This is a genomic window from Paraburkholderia tagetis, assembly GCF_022213065.1.
Lineage (GTDB): Bacteria > Pseudomonadota > Gammaproteobacteria > Burkholderiales > Burkholderiaceae > Paraburkholderia > Paraburkholderia tagetis.
Genome location: NZ_JAKLJA010000031.1, coordinates 46,724 through 65,278, shown reverse-complemented (window position 1 = coordinate 65,278; position 18,555 = coordinate 46,724). Strand labels below are relative to the sequence as shown.

The 18,555-nt window shown below is 59.2% G+C and carries 19 protein-coding genes and 2 pseudogenes; 12 read left to right on the top strand and 9 right to left on the bottom strand.

The window, feature by feature from the left end; all coding sequences use genetic code 11:
• The first annotated feature begins 182 nt into the window (after positions 1-182).
• The 3 genes from L5014_RS27845 to L5014_RS27835 all read left to right on the top strand — a co-directional run bounded on the left by L5014_RS27845 (position 183) and on the right by L5014_RS27835 (position 3,046).
• The gene (locus L5014_RS27845; RefSeq protein ID WP_238467014.1) at positions 183-2,015 is read left to right on the top strand and encodes a hypothetical protein; all 1,833 of its coding nucleotides are present in this window, start codon (positions 183-185) and stop codon (positions 2,013-2,015) included.
• Positions 2,012-2,554, top strand: coding sequence for a hypothetical protein (locus tag L5014_RS27840; protein WP_238467013.1), 543 nt, complete (start codon positions 2,012-2,014; stop codon positions 2,552-2,554). The genes L5014_RS27845 and L5014_RS27840 overlap by 4 nt, the downstream gene beginning before the upstream one ends.
• Positions 2,555-2,638: 84 nt before the next feature.
• On the top strand, positions 2,639-3,046 hold the full coding sequence (locus tag L5014_RS27835; protein ID WP_238467012.1) for a DUF3800 domain-containing protein: 408 nt from the start codon (positions 2,639-2,641) through the stop codon (positions 3,044-3,046).
• A gap of 228 nt (positions 3,047-3,274) precedes the next feature.
• On the opposite strand, the gene L5014_RS27830 is transcribed toward L5014_RS27835, so the two are convergent.
• On the bottom strand, positions 3,275-4,180 hold the full coding sequence (locus L5014_RS27830) for a M48 family metallopeptidase (protein ID WP_238467011.1): 906 nt from the start codon (positions 4,178-4,180) through the stop codon (positions 3,275-3,277).
• 381 nt (positions 4,181-4,561) lie between these two features.
• Between L5014_RS27830 and L5014_RS27825 the strand changes: the two genes are divergently transcribed.
• The 6 genes from L5014_RS27825 (at position 4,562) to L5014_RS27800 (ending at position 10,872) form a co-directional block, all read left to right on the top strand.
• Positions 4,562-5,467 carry a hypothetical protein gene (locus L5014_RS27825; RefSeq protein ID WP_238467010.1) on the top strand — a complete coding sequence of 302 codons (906 nt, stop codon included), beginning with the start codon at positions 4,562-4,564 and terminating at the stop codon, positions 5,465-5,467.
• Between the two features lie 54 nt (positions 5,468-5,521).
• Complete coding sequence (locus L5014_RS27820) at positions 5,522-5,719, top strand: hypothetical protein (RefSeq protein WP_238467009.1); 198 nt, start codon at positions 5,522-5,524, stop codon at positions 5,717-5,719.
• A gap of 143 nt (positions 5,720-5,862) precedes the next feature.
• Entirely contained in the window at positions 5,863-6,858 is a 996-nt protein-coding gene (locus tag L5014_RS27815) for a hypothetical protein (RefSeq protein ID WP_238467008.1), read from the top strand.
• A 1,533-nt stretch (positions 6,859-8,391) separates the two neighbouring features.
• On the top strand, positions 8,392-9,900 hold the full coding sequence (istA, locus tag L5014_RS27810; RefSeq protein WP_238467007.1) for an IS21 family transposase: 1,509 nt from the start codon (positions 8,392-8,394) through the stop codon (positions 9,898-9,900).
• Complete coding sequence (istB, locus tag L5014_RS27805; protein ID WP_238467006.1) at positions 9,881-10,651, top strand: IS21-like element helper ATPase IstB; 771 nt, start codon at positions 9,881-9,883, stop codon at positions 10,649-10,651. Before istA ends, istB begins: the two co-directional genes overlap by 20 nt.
• Entirely contained in the window at positions 10,648-10,872 is a 225-nt protein-coding gene (locus L5014_RS27800; protein ID WP_238467005.1) for a hypothetical protein, read from the top strand. The genes istB and L5014_RS27800 overlap by 4 nt, the downstream gene beginning before the upstream one ends.
• Before the next feature lie 8 nt (positions 10,873-10,880).
• On the opposite strand, the gene L5014_RS27795 is transcribed toward L5014_RS27800, so the two are convergent.
• The gene (locus tag L5014_RS27795) at positions 10,881-11,099 is read right to left on the bottom strand and encodes a hypothetical protein (RefSeq protein ID WP_238467004.1); all 219 of its coding nucleotides are present in this window, start codon (positions 11,097-11,099) and stop codon (positions 10,881-10,883) included.
• 142 nt (positions 11,100-11,241) lie between these two features.
• Between L5014_RS27795 and L5014_RS27790 the strand changes: the two are divergent.
• A pseudogene (locus L5014_RS27790) lies at positions 11,242-11,346 on the top strand (IS5/IS1182 family transposase); the annotation flags it as partial.
• Positions 11,347-11,397: 51 nt separating this feature from the next.
• Here the strand turns inward: L5014_RS27790 and L5014_RS27785 are convergent.
• Positions 11,398-12,051, bottom strand: a complete 654-nt coding sequence (locus L5014_RS27785; RefSeq protein ID WP_238467003.1) for a TetR/AcrR family transcriptional regulator — start codon at positions 12,049-12,051, stop codon at positions 11,398-11,400.
• A gap of 277 nt (positions 12,052-12,328) precedes the next feature.
• Between L5014_RS27785 and L5014_RS27780 the strand changes: the two genes are divergently transcribed.
• Positions 12,329-13,642 (top strand): IS256 family transposase, encoded by a 1,314-nt coding sequence (locus L5014_RS27780; RefSeq protein WP_238467039.1) that lies wholly within the window; start codon positions 12,329-12,331, stop codon positions 13,640-13,642.
• 27 nt (positions 13,643-13,669) lie between these two features.
• On the opposite strand, the gene L5014_RS38860 is transcribed toward L5014_RS27780, so the two are convergent.
• Together L5014_RS38860 and L5014_RS39080 are read right to left on the bottom strand one after the other, a co-directional pair.
• Entirely contained in the window at positions 13,670-14,185 is a 516-nt protein-coding gene (locus L5014_RS38860; RefSeq protein ID WP_238467002.1) for an aminotransferase class I/II-fold pyridoxal phosphate-dependent enzyme, read from the bottom strand.
• Between the two features lie 51 nt (positions 14,186-14,236).
• Positions 14,237-14,419 (bottom strand): annotated as a pseudogene (locus L5014_RS39080) (GntR family transcriptional regulator); the annotation flags it as partial.
• A gap of 333 nt (positions 14,420-14,752) precedes the next feature.
• Between L5014_RS39080 and L5014_RS27770 the strand changes: the two are divergent.
• Positions 14,753-15,094 carry a helix-turn-helix domain-containing protein gene (locus tag L5014_RS27770; RefSeq protein WP_238467038.1) on the top strand — a complete coding sequence of 114 codons (342 nt, stop codon included), beginning with the start codon at positions 14,753-14,755 and terminating at the stop codon, positions 15,092-15,094.
• On the opposite strand, the gene L5014_RS27765 is transcribed toward L5014_RS27770, so the two are convergent.
• The 4 genes from L5014_RS27765 to L5014_RS27750 form a co-directional block, all read right to left on the bottom strand.
• Positions 15,091-16,539 carry an EAL domain-containing protein gene (locus L5014_RS27765; RefSeq protein ID WP_238467001.1) on the bottom strand — a complete coding sequence of 483 codons (1,449 nt, stop codon included), beginning with the start codon at positions 16,537-16,539 and terminating at the stop codon, positions 15,091-15,093. The two genes, L5014_RS27770 and L5014_RS27765, sit on opposite strands and share 4 nt — an antisense overlap.
• Before the next feature lie 188 nt (positions 16,540-16,727).
• Entirely contained in the window at positions 16,728-17,522 is a 795-nt protein-coding gene (locus L5014_RS27760; RefSeq protein ID WP_238467000.1) for an EAL domain-containing protein, read from the bottom strand.
• A 53-nt stretch (positions 17,523-17,575) separates the two neighbouring features.
• Positions 17,576-17,785, bottom strand: a complete 210-nt coding sequence (locus L5014_RS27755) for a hypothetical protein (protein ID WP_238466999.1) — start codon at positions 17,783-17,785, stop codon at positions 17,576-17,578.
• Positions 17,786-17,854: 69 nt separating this feature from the next.
• On the bottom strand, positions 17,855-18,091 hold the full coding sequence (locus L5014_RS27750) for a hypothetical protein (RefSeq protein WP_238467037.1): 237 nt from the start codon (positions 18,089-18,091) through the stop codon (positions 17,855-17,857).
• Positions 18,092-18,555 lie beyond the last annotated feature (464 nt).

Here is an 18,555-nt window from a genome sequence, read left to right as displayed (position 1 = left end):
GGTTGCACACCCGCAAAAAAAACGGCCCGCAACAATTTGCGGGCCGTCCATGTAGGCGGGGAGGGAACTGCCGCGGGAACGCGCCCAGACCGGACAGAACCCTTGCCCCTTTTTTCGGTAGTCGCCAGATGCTGTCGCGACAGAGCCTATAGAATAGGCGTTTTCCCGTCCCAACGCAATCCATGCGCATCGATTCCCGCATGTCCGCCGCACCGGCCGTTACGCGGCATCAGCGTTTTTTTGCCGAATGCTGGTACAACCTGGTTCACGAGGCGTCGCTTGACGCATTCCGCTTGCGGACGATGAACCCGTGCAACGCGATCCGCGAACTTCGACGCGTTTGCGTGGACGGCGTGAGCGAAGGACATCGGCTCCAGGTTGCCGCGGAGACCCGCTCCATTCTCAAATTCGACGCGGTTGTCAATCGGCCCTCCGAATTCGCTCGCCGGGCCAAAGACTTGATCGACCTGCTGGAGAAGCCTTCTGGAAAGCTGACGGAGAGTTCAGGGCAAGTCACGCTGTCGTGGCGACTGATCGATACCTTCTGCCGTGAACTGCAGGTGGATCTGCAGTCTCTTTATATCACCCGGTCGATTTCACTGGTCAGGGATCTGGTCGCGCAGCCGGACGGGGCTGACATCAACGACGACGCCGAGTCGCTCAGGACCCTCGGCAACGTCGTCGGCGCGCTCCTTAGCGTTCTCGTTGATACGGGCTGGACCCTGGAAACGCTCTTCTGGCTTCATAAGCAACATCTCGGCCAGTGGTCCCCGACCAATGGCCATCCGTACGATTTCAATCTTGCACTTCGTCGGACCGTGGCGCGCATCGAGCGTCCGCCGCAAGACTATACGGTGATCTATACGTTGGCGAGCGTATCCCGGCCCGAAGAGTTTCCGGACACGATTGCGGATATCAATTTCTCGACCGCTGCGCCGGAGCTTCCCGAAGGAACCAAGAGCGGCGCGCGTCGGTTTGCCACGGAGGGCGGGGGCAAAGTGTTCGCCTCCACGACAGTTCTAGCATCTGAAGCGCGCATGGCTGGCGCAATCGCTCGCGACCGCATCGCCCGGGTGCTCGACGTAATGCGCTATAGCTACGAACGGCGGCAGATCCAGCTGTCCGAGAAATTTCTCGTATCTACCCCGTCGCGCCGGGCCCCAGGGTTGGTCGACCTTGCCGGGGAGTCGATCCCGAATCCGCGCGCGTCCGTCAGCACGGCGCAGTTCGAGCGTTTCATGGCGCAGATCCAGCGGCTCGCTGGTCACGAGAACGTCGAACCCGGCGCGCAGGATCGGATCTATTCTGCGTTCCGGCTCTACCGACTCGGTAGCGAGACGACCAATCTCGAAAACAAGCTCGTCAACTGGTGGACTGCGCTAGAGTTTATGACCAACGATGTCGATAGCACCAACATCGGCGTCACGGTCGAGAACGCACTGGCGCCTGTGGTCACCCTGGAGTACCTTCCCAAGCATCTTCATGCACTGCGTCTCGCGCTCATCGAACTGGGCGCACAACTGGTTGATCCCGATACGCAGGTTGCGATTGCCCTGGGAAACATGACGCTCGTCGATTTGTATTCACTTTTCAGAAAACCAGAGGTCGTAACCGCCGTTTTGGCCGCCTGTGCCGATCATCCTTACATTTGGTCCGCTGCCAAGGAGTTGCTTGACGCGCTGTCGAATCTTGGGCGACTTAAAGGGAAACTGAGTAGCCACGTGGAGCGCCTGAAATGGCACATTCGCCGGATTTACCAAGCCCGAAATGACGTGGTTCACAGCGCGAGACGGATAGGGAGTGCCCGACTGCTGTGTGCGAACCTCGAGGTCTATTTGAAGTACGCGCTTGACGGTTTCCTGGTGGAACTGCAAGTTCAGCCAACGCTCAAGAGTGCGAACGAATATTTTGATCGGCGCGCACACACGCTCAATAGGATTCTTGGAGAACTCGAGGCCAACAAGGAGGGGCGACTGCTCACATGGCTCGCGCAATCGGATGAAGGCTTTCAGTGAGTCACCCCGAATCGCCGAACGGCCTCAACATTTTCGTGGACGAATCGGGTACGTTCGTCCTCTCGAACCGGAAGAGCGCGTTCTGTGTCGTTGCCGCCTACGTTATTCCTGATCGGCAACTGAACGAAGTTGCCGATCTTATCTCCGCACTGAGAGCGGACTCGGGCGCGGGCGCTGAAACGAAGCTTCGCGACCTTGCGGAGGACAGCTATGGCGCGTTTCTCGGTAGCCTCGGCAGGCTGGGTGGATTGGCCTTCGCCGTGGCCGTCGATGTTGGTCTTCATCGTTCCGAGCAGGTAGAGCACCATCGGAACATGCAGGCGCGGAAGATTCGGGAGAACGTTCCGAAGATGCTGTACGAGGAGGGCCGTGCCGCCCTCGCATCGCTTGCCGACGGTATCGAAACGCTGCCGTTGCAGCTATATACGCAACTCGTTTGCCAGGTGGGGTTGTTCCACACGATCCTGACAAAAGCTCCACTGTACTTTGTACAGCGGGACCCGTCCGCGCTGTCCGCGTTTCGTTGGCGCATAGATTGAAAAGCCCAGTCGCCGACGAAATACGAGCGAGCGTTCAAGGACATTCTTGCCGGCCTCCTGCAATCGCGCTCCCTCCAGGATCCGATGATTATGCTGGAGGGCGCCGATTACAGCTTTTTCCGGCGATTCGAATACGAAGAGGGCGAGGCGCCCGAATACCTGCAGCGCGACTACGGGATAACGATCAACTCGGGAACGAATCTCGGGAAGGTCCTCTACGAGGACTTCGAGTTCGCCGATTCCGACTCCAGCCCCGGAATTCAGGTTGCCGACCTTGTTGCGGGTGGCGTAAGGCGGCTGCTTCGAGGCGGGTTTGACCAACCGGAGGACATCGCGACCGCGCTCGGTCGCATCATGCTTCAGCGTGAGCACAATGCGCCACCGATTTCACTGGTGTCGCTGGATCAAACGGGACGCGTCGTTCAACCGGTTTCCCGGTTGCTGAGAATGATGGGCGCCTATACTCGCCCAATGCTGCTAGGCATTGCGTAGATGGTGCGCCGTCAGGTCCACGCAATCATCGCGGACGACAGCACTAGTGATACGCGTTTGCGCGCCTAACCGGAGGCGGCTTCTCAGCGATTACCGGTCAGGGCGCGCCTGTCCGAGCAGGTTGGAGTCCAGAAGCCCCCGCGTTGGCGACGCGTGCGGGGAAAGGTCTTCGTAGCTGGCCGGCAGCGATCGATACGTCTCCGATCGACTGACCGTTAAGCTGGAGGGTCACATCTTTAGCAATCTCGCCTTGCGCTCCAGAATCGGCGGATGGGTGTCGAAGATGCCGACTACGTTGCCCGGATCATCAAGTTGTTCAAGCGCTGAGGTCATCAAAATTGGTGAAGTCATTTTCGCGGCGGAGGCGTCGGCAGCAAACTCTCGCTCTCTGCTGTAGTCGCAAAACCGCGCATGAAGCTTACGATCAAATAGGCGTCCGGCCCAGATTAGCGCCACGGCAGAGCTAATGTAGAGAATTAGCTTTGCCGTCACCAATGACAGCAAGAAACTAACCATTGCAGACGGTCCTCGCGCCCATAACAAAACCAGCCCCACCAGGACGGCACAAAATACTCCCGCGGGCAACGCCTTTTTGAGGACAGCATCAGACACCATCGCGAACAGGCGCGGCCAAGTGCTTACCATGTGATGGAAAGCTAACAGATACCATTTGTTACGTGCGTCTCCATGTCGAAAGTGAGCGATTTCGTGAGCCCCGATCGCAACGAGCTGGTCAGGGGAGGCTCGGTCGCGAAGGGCGCTTGTGATCGCAATAATTTTTTTCCCGCCAAAGAGAGGGTCAAACGCATAGGCGTTCGCAACCTCCGACTCGCAATAGCCGAATACGATGCCTTGCTCTGAGTCTAAGAGGAACGGCTCGAGAAGGGCGCGGAGGCTCTTGTCTTCAGTGAACGGGATTCCCTTCGTTTGTTGTTCGGCCATGTTCGTGACGAATCCGCCGGTCGCGAGCAACGGCAACAAGAGAAAAGCACTTATGGCCTGGGCTACGATGAGCAGAGGTCCAGGTAGCGCAAGTGACTTCGACAGCTCAATCACTAGGGCAGTCACAAAGAAAACCGCAATGGCGAAAGCAAGGCCTCTGCGTGCAAATTGCGGATACGAATGCGTTCTCATCGGTTGCTTTTTTGGAATTCAGGTAAGCATCTTATCGGCAGCGCCTCGCAAAAATTTAGGCATCAGACAGCCAGCGTGACCGGTTGATAGTCGCCCAGGCGCAGCGCCGGAAGCTTGAGCGCGACCGGCCTACAATATTGAGGCTGGGTTGTTCGTCGACGACGGGGCGCGCTTCCATCCGATCGCGGGTGATATTCGTATTGCGCTACGATGAGGTCAAGACGCTCAACGTCCTATCTGTTGTCGCAGCCTCGAACCTAGACGTCGATGTTGCTGACGAGATTCGACACGCCCCCAGCGGAGACCTGATTGCTACGGTGGTGCGCAAGGCACGCTGCATCACTTTCTGGTTCCAAAAGAGACAGGTAACGAATATCAAAAATGACGGCGCACTTCAAGGTTAGCGCGGGACGCACGGCTATCTATCCGGTCACCCGGGAGCAGGTCGAGGATCGCCTGGGACGGCGGGCACCCTGGTTTCGGCCGGGGCCGCTGCGGGGCGATGACAAACATTTCGCAGTATGTCCGTACTGCGACAACGCCATTCAGCTAAAGGGCGTTTACCATAGGCACGAGAGGAGCCCCCGCGCTTACGGCAGCCATGTTGGTACACCGGTCGAGGGCTTCGCGTATGACCTGACTGACCTCGAGCATTGTCCGTTTCGGCTCAGTCGCAAATCGCACGGCAAGAGCGATCGTCGGGCCATGGGTCCGGTTGCGCGCCAGCTGATCGACCTGGCGGTTTCGGAGTTTGACCGGATCGTGCTGATCCTTCGAGACGACTTTGGCTTCCGCTTTTCCGACGCGTTCGCAGAGCGAATGCTCGATCAGTGGTTCGACTCGCGCGGCTTTTGCTACACCGGCGCCCATCTGAGAAATCTCCCGTGGATGATCGCCTACTTTGGACCGACGCAAAAACTCTTTGGCCAGCCGATCGGCCAAAACGACGAGCTTGCCAACCATATCCGGGAATGCGTGCCGCGCGCGAAGATACTGGAGACAGGTCGGCTTGACAAAGGCGTGTGGATAGAACTCTATGTCCAGTGTCTGCATCATCGGATGGAGGTGAAGATCGATACCGGGGAGCTGCGCGAGAGCATGAAACTCAGGGTACAGGACTTAACGTCGTCCAACGATGCGACAGTCGCGCCGACCATCTACCAGAACGAGATCATTTTCGACGCGGAGCGCTTTGAGCGCCTAATTCATACGCCCAAGGAACGTGCTCGGCGAGATGAGGGATTGCTTGAACGCGCGCAAAAGATAGGCGCGAAGTGGTTACTCTGAAACCCGCACTCACGCCGATCATGACCGTCCTGTTTCAGCCGACTGAGGAGCAGCGTGCCCGCCGTTGAGTTGGCGCGGCGGGGCGGAGACCTGGAGATCAAGGCCTTTGCCGGCGCGGGCAAGACCTCGACGCTCCAGCTGGTCGCCGAAAGCTTCGGACAACGGCGCGGGAGCTATTTCGCGTTCAACGGGGGCATCGCCGCGGCCGCCGTAGGACGCAACAAAAGTGTCACTAGTATGGTCTCGGCCTGACGGCGTTTTTCGTCGCCAAAGTGACGGCTTTGCTTTCACTCCTATGCGACTGAACGCATGTGCTTGGGGCGAAGTCCCGCGTAGTACGATGGGCGTGGCGCGATCTACTTAACGAGAGCAGGCTACCAGGCGAAACAATACCCATGAGCGACAGCCCGATGAAGAGTCACGTGTTTTCCGTGCTGGACGAACCGTACTGCGTTTGGGAACACCCTGAAGACAATAACAACCTGGAGTTCTTGAATGGCATTGACCCCGCCTATTTCAGTTTCATAGCCGAACGTATGCGTTCCGCAGAGGCATCTGTCGATGACGATCGCCGCGCGGCAACCGCCCTGCGGTCTGCCTATCACCATGCGCTAGAGACTTTCTTTTCGCTTGCCGGGGCGCTGGTACAGGCACCTACTTGCGTGTATGGTTGGTTGGAGCAGTGCGAGACGAAATCGCTGCGAACGCTGGTTGAACAGATATCAGAGAACAGGTTCAATTCGCTGAGTGTCGTACAAGGGGCCCCGGTAACGTGGGAGACGATCTCGGCGGTGGTCCACAGCAGAATGGACGTAAGCGAGGCAGAGCGTGCACGCGTCGTTAGCGGCTTCGCCGACCTGTGGGGGCGCAGTGCTCGACTGTTTCTCAGGCGCGAGAACATTGACGAGTACAACAGCGTCAAACACGGCTTTCGCGTGCAGGCCGGTGGATTTCAACTGTCTATGGACGTCGCCGACAATGAGCAGGTAGAGGCGCGAACCACTAAGTTTGATTTGGGAGGAAGCAAGTATGGTTCGTCGTATTTGCGCATCGAGCGGGTAGGCGGAACGGCGAAATCCAACAGGAGCTTCACGCCTCGGCGCCACTATCTCAACTGGAGTGCCGAGCAGACATCTTTACTGCTGTTCCTTCTCAGCGCGTCAATTGGCAACGTCGTCGCGTTTCTGAAACTCCTTAACGGTGGCGGCGACCAAATCAATTCCACATGTCCTACGGACGATGAGTTTCAGGCTCCTTGGGACCACACAGTCGGAGTCTTCAGGATGGATCTGGCTCGACAAATCCCCGATTGGGCGGTGAGTGTAACGACGAAACAAGATCTACACGCACACTTGGCAACACTTGGTTTAAAACGTCATAGTGGCGAATAGGAATCCCGCACCTCGGCGCGAAGGAAGCAGCCGCCTTGCTCGGGGTCCCAGTGCGGCACGTCAAATCCGGCGGCCCGATGTCCGGAGCGGAAGGCAGATAACACGCCACAGCACGCCGCCGCACCGGTAACTTGTTGTACCACGGCCGCAGTACGGCGAGTTCGTCTGCGTCGCGAAAGCCGGCGGGTTCAGCGGAGAGGGGCGGGAATCTCGTTCGGGTGGATTTTCTTCGCACAGTAAAAAACAAGTGCATCGTGATAATCGGCAGTTATCTTAAGGCCATCGTGACGCGCCCATTCCTCAAGCAAACTTCAGCGCGTTGGCTGGGTTGACGATTCTCGACGCAGCTGCCCTGAATTCCTGTCGTGTTTTGCCTCGAGTAGGCGGTGGAAGAGGGCACATCCTGTTTGTGGAGCCGTCAACGGTATGTGAGTCCTCACTCGGGAACGACTGCGCATTACGCTGGATCGCGCAACTGCCTGCGCGCGACATCCACATGAAGCGGTGCCCGGCAGCTCCTGTGAACGGCGGTGGGGATGCGACAAAAGATGGCGCCGTCGTGGCTTTACAGAAAGAAATGCGTCTCGTTTAATTCCTGAGTTACTGGCGATGCAGGCAGGCGTATCGACGTCGTGCGTGTATGCGGGAGCCCGTAGGGCGAGCGCATACACGCACGACGCACGTGACGGCGAATCCGGAATGAGGTAGAAGAACGGCGTTGAGAACACAGCGCCGAAAAAAACAGGCCCGACACCTCAAACTGCCAGGTTCGAGCGGTGCCGGGCCCCACACAACTCACCGTACAGGTACGGTGCCGCGCCAGTATGGCACGGCCTGCCGTTACCGTCGATAGTGAGTGCGTTCGGCGTATACGGGGGCGCCGATGCCGGACTCAGGCCGTTTGTTCCTGTGCGCCCGGTGCCGGGCGCAGGTGGTCGTATGCAGAACTTGCGATTTCGGACAGTCGTACTGCAGTCCTGAGTGCGCCGATGACGCGCGTCGGGCCAGCCTGCTCGCGGCAGGCCGCCGGTACCAGCACAGCCTGCCCGGGCGGACGAAGCACGCCGCCAGGCAGCGCCGCTATCGTCAGCGCCTGAGGGAAATGGCGCATCTTCCCTGTGTTCTCGACGCCGCTGATGCGCCGCCGGCCACGAATTCGACGACAGCGGCCAGTGCGTCGCTTCCCCCGATGGGCGGGGCGAATCCTTCCGGATGCTGCCACTGTTGTGAGTGCACGTGCAGGGTTGTACGCGTTGGACCATTGCCGTCGCAGCGCGCCGCCAGGTGGCGCCGCTATCGTCACTGCCAGCCGAAAGTGACGCATCACCCCTGGTCCCCGCCCGCCGCTGATGCTCTACTGGGCCCGACTTCGGCGACGGCGGCCAGTCCGCCGGGCACCATCGCGAGCGCCTCGCGCGCGTCCGGACAATGCCACTTCTGCCATTGCGCGTGCGAGTTTGTACGTCATGGGCCGTTACGTCGCCGGGTCATCCGTCCGCTTCGGACTACTACTGGAACAAGGGGATTTGATCCATGACAATCAGCACGGAACTGGAGGCGAAGATATTGCGCTTCTATCACGTGGAAAAGTGGCGATGCGGCACCATCGCCCGTCAGCTGCATGTGCATCGGGGCACCGTGCAGCGGGTGCTGGCCCAGGCGGGCTTGCCAAGGGTGGGAGGGGTTCAGCGGCCTTCGCAGATTGAACTGTTCCTGCCGTTCATCCACGACACGCTAAAGAAATTCCCCTCGCTCACGGCAAGCCGGCTGTACGCGATGGTGCGAGAGCGCGGCTACAAGGGAGGGCCGGACCACTTCAGACATCTGATATCCCTGCACCGGCCACGCCCTCCAGCGGAGGCCTATCTGCGTCTGCGCACCTTGCCCGGGGAGCAAAGTCAAGTCGACTGGGCCCACTTCGGACACCTACAGATTGGTCGTGCGAGTCGACCCCTGATGGCCTTCGTGATGGTGCTGTCATGGTCCAGGCAGATCTGGCTGAAGTTCTTCCTTGATGCGCGCATGGACAGCTTCCTGCTCGGCCACGTAGGCGCGTTCGAGGCCTGGGGCGGGTCGGCCCGCGTCCTCCTCTACGATAACCTTAAAAGTGCCGTGCTCGAACGCCAGGGTGATGCGATCCGATTTAACCCTCAACTGCTCGAGTTTGCCAGTCATTACCGCTTCGAGCCAAGACCCGTTGCCGTTCGCCGCGGCAACGAAAAAGGCCGGGTGGAACGCGCCATACGTTTCGTCCGATCCTCATTCTTTGCAGCCCGCAAGTTCACCGACATTGATGACCTGAACGCGCAGGCCGCGCAGTGGTGCGCCACGGTGGCCGCCGATCGCCCGTGTCCCGATGAGCCTGATATTACCGTACGTGAAGCCTTCGAGCGGGAAAAAGGCAGTCTGCTCGCACTGCCCGACAACCCCTTTGAATGCGACCTGCAGGAGCCCGCGAGCGTCGGCAAGACGCCTTACGTCCGGTTCGACCTGAACGACTATACGGTGCCGTCCGCTTATGTACGACGCACGCTCACCGTGCGCGCGGATCCACACCGGGTGCGCATTCTCGATGGCGCCGACGTTGTAGCCGAGCATATGCGCAGCTACGATCGCGGCCAGCAGGTCGAGAACCCTGCCCATATCGATGAACTGGTCCAGCGCAAGCGCGCCGCACGCCAGCATCGCGGCCTTGACCACCTGGCCCATGCCGCGCCGGCCTCGCGCGCGCTGATGCTGCGCGCAGCCGAGGTGGGCGGCAATATCGGCAATATCACCACGCAACTGCTGCGACTGCTCGACTGCTACGGCGCGCTCGAGCTGCAGGCCGCCATCGAGGAAACACTCGCCAGCGACGCGGCGCCCCATCCGAACCCGGTGCGCGAAGCACTCGAGCGTCGACGGATCGCGCGCCAGGCGCCACCACCGGTCTCGCTGAACCTGCCCGAGCACATCCGCAGCAAGGACGCAGTGGTCACGCCGCACCGCCTGGAAATCTACGATCAGCTCACCGGAGGACACGATGACGACAAGCATGACTGACATCCTGCGCGAACGCGCCAGCGAGTTAAGGTTGCACGGGTTGCTTGCTCACTGGTCCGAGGTGCTGGGCGAACCGTGGCTCGGACCGCTGCTGCAGTGGGAAGAGGAGGAGCGCACGCGCCGCTCGCTGGAGCGGCGCATCCGTGCCGCGCGCCTTGGCAGCTTCAAGCCGCTGGTCGACTTCGAGTGGAACTGGCCCACGCGTTGCGACCGCGCTGCCGTCGAGGAACTGATGGCGCTGGAGTTCGTGAAGGAGAAGTCCAACGCCGTGTTCATCGGCCCGAACGGCGTGGGCAAATCGACACTCGCACTGAACGTGGCGTACCAGGCGCTCATCCATGGCTACACGGCGCTCTTTACGACGGCTGGCAAGATGCTGGGCGATCTGGCCGCCGCCGACAGCGATGCAGCGCTGCGCCGGCGCCTCGGATACTACGCATCACCTGCGCTGCTCGTCATTGACGAGGTCGGATACCTGGCCTACTCGAACCGTTACGCTGACCTGCTGTTCGAGCTGGTGAGCCGCAGATATGGCGCCGCAAGTACGGTGGTCACAACCAACAAAGCATTCTCTGACTGGTCAGAGGTGTTCCCCAATGCCGCATGCGTGGTCTCGCTGGTCGATCGCCTCGTGCATCGTGCCGAGGTCATCGCCATCGAGGGAGAGTCGTATCGCGTCAAGGAGGCAAAGGAGCGCGCCGAGCAACGAGCCCGCAAACGTAACGCTTCACGCCCGGAGAAAAAGCCATGAGCAGGCGCACCCCGTTGCCTTCTGGCCTGTCCTGCGGGCTGGACTTCCTGATCGACACGAACTGGTCTCCGGAGCAGGCACTCGCCGTTTACGAGCTGCTCAACGATCTGCGCACGCGCATCTGGCTACGTTACGGCGAAGACGTAATCGAGCTGATCCGCCGAGAGCGGTGGCCTGCGCCGAACCTCAGCGACATCAACGATCTCTCGGAACCGTTCTGAATCGACTCTTACCGGTAGCCGGCATCGGCTGCCGGACCATTGTTGAGCGATTTACTCGACCTTGCGCCGCCGTGTAGTGTCGGATTTACAAAACCGCCAACACATTGCTTCGGCACCGCGATCACATCTGGATGCTCGGCGGCGAAATGATTCGAAGCCGCCATGAAGATCCCGATCGCCTTGCCCTCCCGGTGGAAACCCTCCTGGACGAACTCATCGAAGAACATGGCGGACCCCTCATTTGGCCAGCTATCTCCCCGTCCGAACAGGATTCCTTCGATGCAACATGTCGCAAGCTCTATAAGTATCGGAATCGAGCTTCACCTGGCTAGCCGCGCACAAATAATTCACCCATAGGTTCCGCCGACGATCCAGAAAAACAGGAGGCTATGGAAGAACTGCGAACGCTGGCTGAACAGCAGCTTGCAGTGCGTTCATTTCGCCTTCTTGGTGCTGCTGCTCAAAAGACTTTGAAAACGTTCTAAGCAAAGCCAATCACGCGATCCGTTGTCGAGCTTTGTTTTTCTAGCGCTTCGTGACGCAGCTCATGGCCATGGCGACGAGGGCATCGAGAAACTGGGGCGACTGGGTCTGCTCCGGCACATCCTGCACGGCGCTGTGAATGATTTCGCGCAGACCCTGGCCCAGCAGATAGGCGGCGAGCTGAGGGTTGTCGGTCTGCACCTCTGCGCCATGCATCTGCAGCAGCGGCAGCCAGGTGGTGTTGATGAATTCCTGCCGGCTGGCCTGCGGCGCATGCCACAGCCCCAGATGCAGAGCGGAGCGATAGCGCGCGTGGAATGCGCTGCTGAGGCTGTGCAGCCGTTGCTCCACCCGGATCATGTTTGCAAACACCTGCCGCAACAGGGCCTCCAGCGACAGGCCCTGCAACTGCTCGCGCATGGCGAAAAGCTGCTCGGATTCCTGATCAAGCATGCGCTCGTACACGGCTGCAATCATCGATTCCTTGTTGGGGAAGTACTGGTAAATCGAGCCCACAGTAGCGCCCGACACCTCGGCAATGCGGTTCACGGTCAGCGCGTCTTCGCCTTCTTTTTCAAGAATGCGCAGGCAGGCCTGTGCCACTGCATCCACAAGCGCTTTCGAGCGTGCCTGTATGGGCTGCTTGCGGGGCTGGGGCAAAAGGTCTTTGGGGCGCTGCGCTGGCGTCGAATTCATGAAATGCAAGTCCTGTTTTTCTGAGTTGCGATGAAGTTGAGATTTTCCTTATCTATCAATGGCTTGCGTGCCTCTGGCAAAGCGTTGAATGCGAGTAGAAAAAGCGCTTTAGTATGCCTAGACTGAGCTATCCGCACAAGAGTTCAAAGACAGAGGAGATAGGGCAATGTCCCAAGCGTAGTTGAAGGTTGAAGGCGGCGGTTCCCCGTTGGGAATCCGAGAGAATCGGGTTTCCACGACCAACCTTCCCGGACAGGGAACCAAGGAGAACCGCCACATGAAGCCTACCAGGAAGAAGGCCCCCAAGGCCAGCGCGCCGTTGAACATCGTCGCCAAGCAGAACGAAGACCGGCTGCGGGCCTGTTTCGCCGAGAACAGTCAGCTCCTGCTGCCGATGCTCGACCTGATCCAGAACACTCGCACGAGCATCGACGAGCTGATGTACGACGCCGGTCGCAGCCTGGTCGAGCAGTTGCTGGTGATTTCCGCCACCGACGTCGCCGGCGAGAAGCATCCGGGTCGCAAGGGCGGCGAGATCCGCTGGCACGGCTCGCAGCGAGGCCAGATAGTGATGGACGAGCGCAAACTGAATGTCGAACGCCCGCGCCTGCGGCGTCGAGGTGGCGGCGAAGTGCCGGTTCCTGCCTATGAGCAATTGAACGAGAATCCGCGACTGGCCGAGCGCGTGCACGACATTATGGTCACAGGCGTGTCGACGCGCAAATATGCCGAGGTGTTGCCCGAGATGGCGGGCACCGTCGGTATTTCGAAGAGCAGCGTCTCGCGCGAGTTCATCCAGGCCAGCCAGGCGGCGCTCAGCGAGCTGATGGCACGGCGCTTCGATGAACGCGACTTTCTGGCGATCTACATGGACGGCATCATCGTCGGCACGCGGCATATCATCGCGGCCATTGGTGTGGACAGCACCGGCGAGAAACACCTCATGGGACTCGTGAGCGGATCGAGCGAGAACGCCCAGGTCGTCAAGGATCTGTTGCGCGGGTTGATCGATCGCGGCCTGTCCACGGACCTGGAATACCTGTTCGTGATTGACGGTTCCAAGGCGCTGCGTTCGGCGATCGAAGAGCTCTTCGGCGAGCGCGCCCACGTGCAACGCTGCCGTACGCACAAGCTGCGCAACGTCCTTGAGCGCCTGCCGAAAGAATGCATCTCGCAAACCGCGGCGATCATGAAAGCAGCGTACAAGCTGCCGGCCAAGGACGGCATGGCCAAGCTCAAGACGCACGCGGCGTGGCTCCAGTCCGACCACCCGGATGCCTCGGCCTCGCTGCTCGAAGGACTGGAGGAGACGTTCACGGTGAACGAGCTGGGCCTGACGCCGGCGCTCATGCGCGGCCTGTCGACGACCAATCTCATCGAGAATCCGAACGGTGCGGTACGCCGTGTTGCGGGCCGTGTGAAGCGCTATCGCGATGCCGACATGGCGGTGCGCTGGGCGGCCGCCGGGTTCCTGGAAGCCGAGAAAAACTTCCGCAAAATCCTCGGTGTGAGTGAGCTCTGGGTACTCGCAGCGGCGCTGAAGCGTCCGCCCTCAACAACGAACATTGACCATGATCGAAAGGTCGCCTAACCTATGCCGCACCCGCCGTCCCAACCTTCAACTGCCAATGGGACATTGCCCGCGAATTGGATGCTGTTTAAGTGCATCGGCAAGCGCCGAAAGATCGAGACCTTCCTTCGGATGGACGGGAATCTCAACAGCCTTCAGCCGTAGCCTGTCGAGTATCTGAAGCGTTGCGTAGAAGGCCGGTGCCTGGATTGCGACGACATCGCCGGGGCGCGTTACGGTCTGCACACAAAGCGTTAGTGCTTCCAACGCTCCGCCCGTCACGACCACTTCATCAATCGGAACCGCCATCCCCGCAGCCATGTAGCGACGAGCAATCTGACGGCGCAAACCTTCGTTACCTGAAGACAGTTCCATGCACGCCACCCCGGCACCCATCGTCCGCGCAACTGACGCGAGTGAGCGATCCAACGTATTTGACGGGAACATCGCCGGACTCGGAAACGCGGCGCCAAGCGGCACGATACCGGGTGTCGTGAACGAACTGAGGACGTGAAATAAGAGATCGTCTGTTTCAGGCGTAAGGGAGACCTCGGTCGTTCTCACGAACGACGGTCCAGGCCATGTCTGCCCCGCTAGCTTCGACACGAAATGCCCTGCACGTGGGCGTGTCTCAATCAGCCCCTGAGATTCCAACGATTGATATGCGTGCGCGACGGTTGCCGGGCTTACACCATATGACTTGGTCGCCTGCCGCACAGACGGGAGACGCATACCTGGGGCGAGATCGCCGCGCTTAATAAGCCTTGCGATTTCCGTCGCCAATTTCTTGTAACGCATAATATATTCACTGTCATGACCCTTGCGGTCGTATGACTGCCTCGCCTTTTGCCAGCGTCTATCGATCAGGGCGTGGACGCAGTCAATGAAATTCGGGTTTCAAGGCTGTCGTCAGCCGCCGTCTTTCGGCGATTCGCTTCGGACGCAAGCCCTTTGGTCGGAACCTACCCGCCCTGATAGCCCTCGCCCGGCAACTTTTACGTACAATCGTTCGCTTTACTATGCCACCTAATAAGGTGTATAACACCCTATTACGCCCTTCATGTCAATAGGTTGCATTGCCACTATTCGGGTGGCAAATTAACCGGAGGTGAAGTGAACGAGAATGACCGAATGCCACTGGCACGAGTTGTGGGGAGAGCTATTGCCTACCGCCGCACGATGGCGAATCTCACTCAAGAGCAGGTCGCGGAAAGGCTCGGCATCGGGCAAGAAGCTATCTCTCGGATGGAGAGAGGCGTTGCGATTCCAACGGTAGTTCGTTTGGCGGAGTTGGCGGATATCTACGGGTGCAAACTTGATCAATTGGTGACGGAAACCTCCGACAGGGAAGATGACCAAGCGAAGGCCATCTTGACCATCGTGGGCCGGTTATCAGGTGCTGATCGACGCCTACTTATCGAATGGCTAACAGTGTTTGCCGACAGACTTCTACAGTCGTCCAGGTCAGGTTAGACCCGGCGAGCTTGCAAATTCGAAGTCTCGGAAGGCGAGTGCCGGCGTAGTGAACCGCCTCGTTCGGCACTGCGCCTTCTCTGAACCGCAAGACGTGACGGTCCACCGCTCTCAAGGAATGCCTCCAGTCGGGCAATAGTCAGCGCGCGACTGTAAAAGAAACCTTGTCCAAAATCGGCTCTGGAGGCGTGGAGTGCCTGGTGGTGAGCTGCGCTTTCGACTCCGTCGGCCACGAGCATGGCGCCTACGTCGTGAGCGACACCTGCCATCGTCGCAAGGCGCGACGCGCGCTCGTCGCTGTCAAGAGCGAGCACCTGCCGGTCCATCTTGATCACATCGAAATCGAAGTTCCTGAGCAAGCGGAAGTTGACCGGGCCTAAGCCTGCACCAGCGAGCGCAAATCGAACCCCATTTTTCCTCAAGAATGCCAACGATTCCAGCACCCGTGACTCGGTGTCCGCGCAATCGCTCTCCGTTACTTCCAAAACCAGACGGGGCAATATTCCATTGGCCGACTCGTGCACGTCTGATACGAAGCTGTCGGCGGACATTTGAGCAGCGGAGACCTTCACCGAGATATAGAACGAATTCGCAACGCTTAACTCGGCGAAATCGCGGGCTACGGCAGCAAGCATGAATCGAGTCAGTGGGCCAACTACTTTGCTGTGTTCGAGACGATTCATGAAGTGCGCTGGCCCTCCCAGACCAAATTCAAGATTACCCCAACGAAGCAGCGCTTCAATGCCGACGCATTTGCCAGTGCGGATACGGATCACTGGCTGATACTCCAGGCAAAATTCCCCACGTCTCAATCCCTTTTTTGCCGCGCGAACGAGCCTTGCTTGCGGCGTAAACTGCCGCCTATAGAGCGTCCAACATCCAAGGGCCAAAAGACCAAGAAGCCCCACAACGAGCAACACGTAGGCGCCCAAACGCACGGCCCAAGGATCGAAAGAAGGTGCACTGATCGCTTGCGACGACGGCTCGGCGGGAAATATCTCCTTGTTCTGCACAGGCACGGCCCGCTCAGCACACGCGCGACCCTCTCCGCATTCGGTCAGCATCGGCAACCTTGCCGCCGATTGGATAGCATCCCCAGCAGGCGCCGACACGGGCGCCGGGGCCAACGCGTCCATGCTAAACGGCACGCTGGGCTCAGCGACGATAAGAGGGCTTACTGCTACGGATGCGTCAGGAATCACATTCGTGTCGGACGCGCCGACAAACGCCCCGACGCCAATCTCCAACGGGGGGAGCATTGAAATGCAATGCAGTTGGCGAGCGTCCACCTGCCCTATCGGGGCTGCGACCGGCCCCGCCAGCGTTGCGGGTGCCGGTAGCACGACGGGAAGCGTGCAGACGGTGCCGAATTGCAGACGCGCAACGTGCGTCGGAGCAATCATCTCCGACAATCCTTGCAAGAAGGTCGCGATGCGGCGACTCATGTCACCGATTGCACTATCTTGGCTCGTGCGCGTGTGCGCGGAAGGCTCCAACGCGGCGAGTAGAAACAGCATGACAAATATTAATTTAGTTATGCGAAATGATGATTTATAAACTGATCTCATGGCATTGCGCTTTTGGCTTACTGCAAAAAATCCTTCTTTATGTTCGTGCAACGCACTTGGCTTTGTCAGGCACCTCGCCGCTGTGTGCGAACGGCGAGGCGTTCCTCACTGGAACTTCCGAGCAGACGGGCCGCGATGGCGGCTCGCACTGGGCGACCCAAAAAATATCCTTGCGCACTTGTGACACCGAGCGACTTCAACACGTCCAACTCTTCGGCCGTCTCGACCCCCTCCGCGACAATCTGGCTGCCGGTCTCGGTGGCAAACGAGACCATCGCCGCCACAAGTGCGCGTCTTCTGGCATCGGTATCGATGCCTCGAATCAAGCTCGAATCGAGCTTGATAAACTCAGGATGAAGATTGATGATGTGTCGCATGTTGGCGAAGCCCGCACCCACATCATCCACAGCAATCCGGACTGAACGGCTCCGCAGTGGTTCGAGCGCCTGGATCAGTTTCTCGTAGTCGGAGACGCAGGCAGATTCCGTGATTTCCAGGACAATGCGATCGGTCTCCATGTCAGCAAACGCAGCCTCAAGTTCACCGGTCAAGATTGTTTCCGGTGACGCATTCACCGATAGATAGAAATCCGGAACGGCCGACAAACCCGCAAGTGCCTTGCGGATTGCCTTCAGTTCCAGTGGCACGGCCATGCCAACCTCGTCGGCATCGGCAAACCACTGGTTTGGCCCACGAGTCGGCGTGGACGAGAACCGCGACAAGCACTCCAGGCCCACCATGCGGCGGGGAGCGAGCGAGTAGATCGGCTGGTAAACGATAGAAGGCTCATCGCCTCTCAGGACTCCCTGTATGCGAGCCATCTTCTCTTCACGTTCTCGAACAATTGCAGCGTTTTCCATTCTTACCCTCGCTTCTGGTCTCCGCCTGATTAGCACGCGAAAAACGAAGATCCTTAGTGCTTCCGTCCGAAGCAAGCCTCAGCGGCGTCAGCGGGGCACAGGCCGGCGACAAAGTAGTCCCGCATAAGCTTTATGGTCGCTGCGTCAGGGTGGTAGGGCGAGCTGATAAAGCCGGCTGCGGCGGCTTCCACATACCACGCGCGCGCCCATGCGTCCAGGTCACGCGCATATTCGGGCGTGACCTGGTTGAATCTGTCGAGCATCGATGACTCCAATCACTGTAGAACAGTCGTGCGTTAGGTGGCCCGCAGACACCCTAATCACATTGCACGCTAGGAAACGCTCATCGCCGCACGTTCGCTCTCAGCCGGAAACACGCGCCAAGTGCCGTCATCGTGTCGAAAGAAGAAAATTGCAAGCGAGCCTGCCGGTCCCACCGCCTCGACGCGCACATAGCGTCGCCGTTTCGAGCGTGTGCGAGTAAATCGGGTCACCCGAACCGGCGTAGCCGGAGTGGGCGCAAGCCATTTTTCGACCAGCAAACGCAAAGAGTTTTCTGCGCTAGCCACCATTTTCTCCTTCAACCCCGTTCCCCTTGACTCGGCTGCGCCCTGTTACTTGCGCTACAACGCAGTTTGCGCCACAGGGAATTTGGTCCTTCGCACGATTCTTAGGGGGTCTATGCGACGACACACCGGCTGCTACCATCGGGCAGACTTTGTATTGCGAACCTCTAGCTCAGGGCACTTGGCGGGTGTCGCCTTCCTTCTTGACGCGATTCAACACCTTGAATCTTTCTCAATACACATCCCCACCCCAGGCGAGCTGTCGCGGCGCGCATTTGCGCGACCACTACTTTGCAAGTAAACGGCAAGAAAAAATAGACTCAGACTACTGCTAAAAAACTGGATCAGCTCAGGTAAGACGGATAACCAGAAACTTTGCTCCTGATGCGTCTGGTCCTCGGCCTCCCAGGCTACTCAGTCTTCTGCATATCCAGTCGAGGCACTACATGGCAAGCGAACGTTCGTCG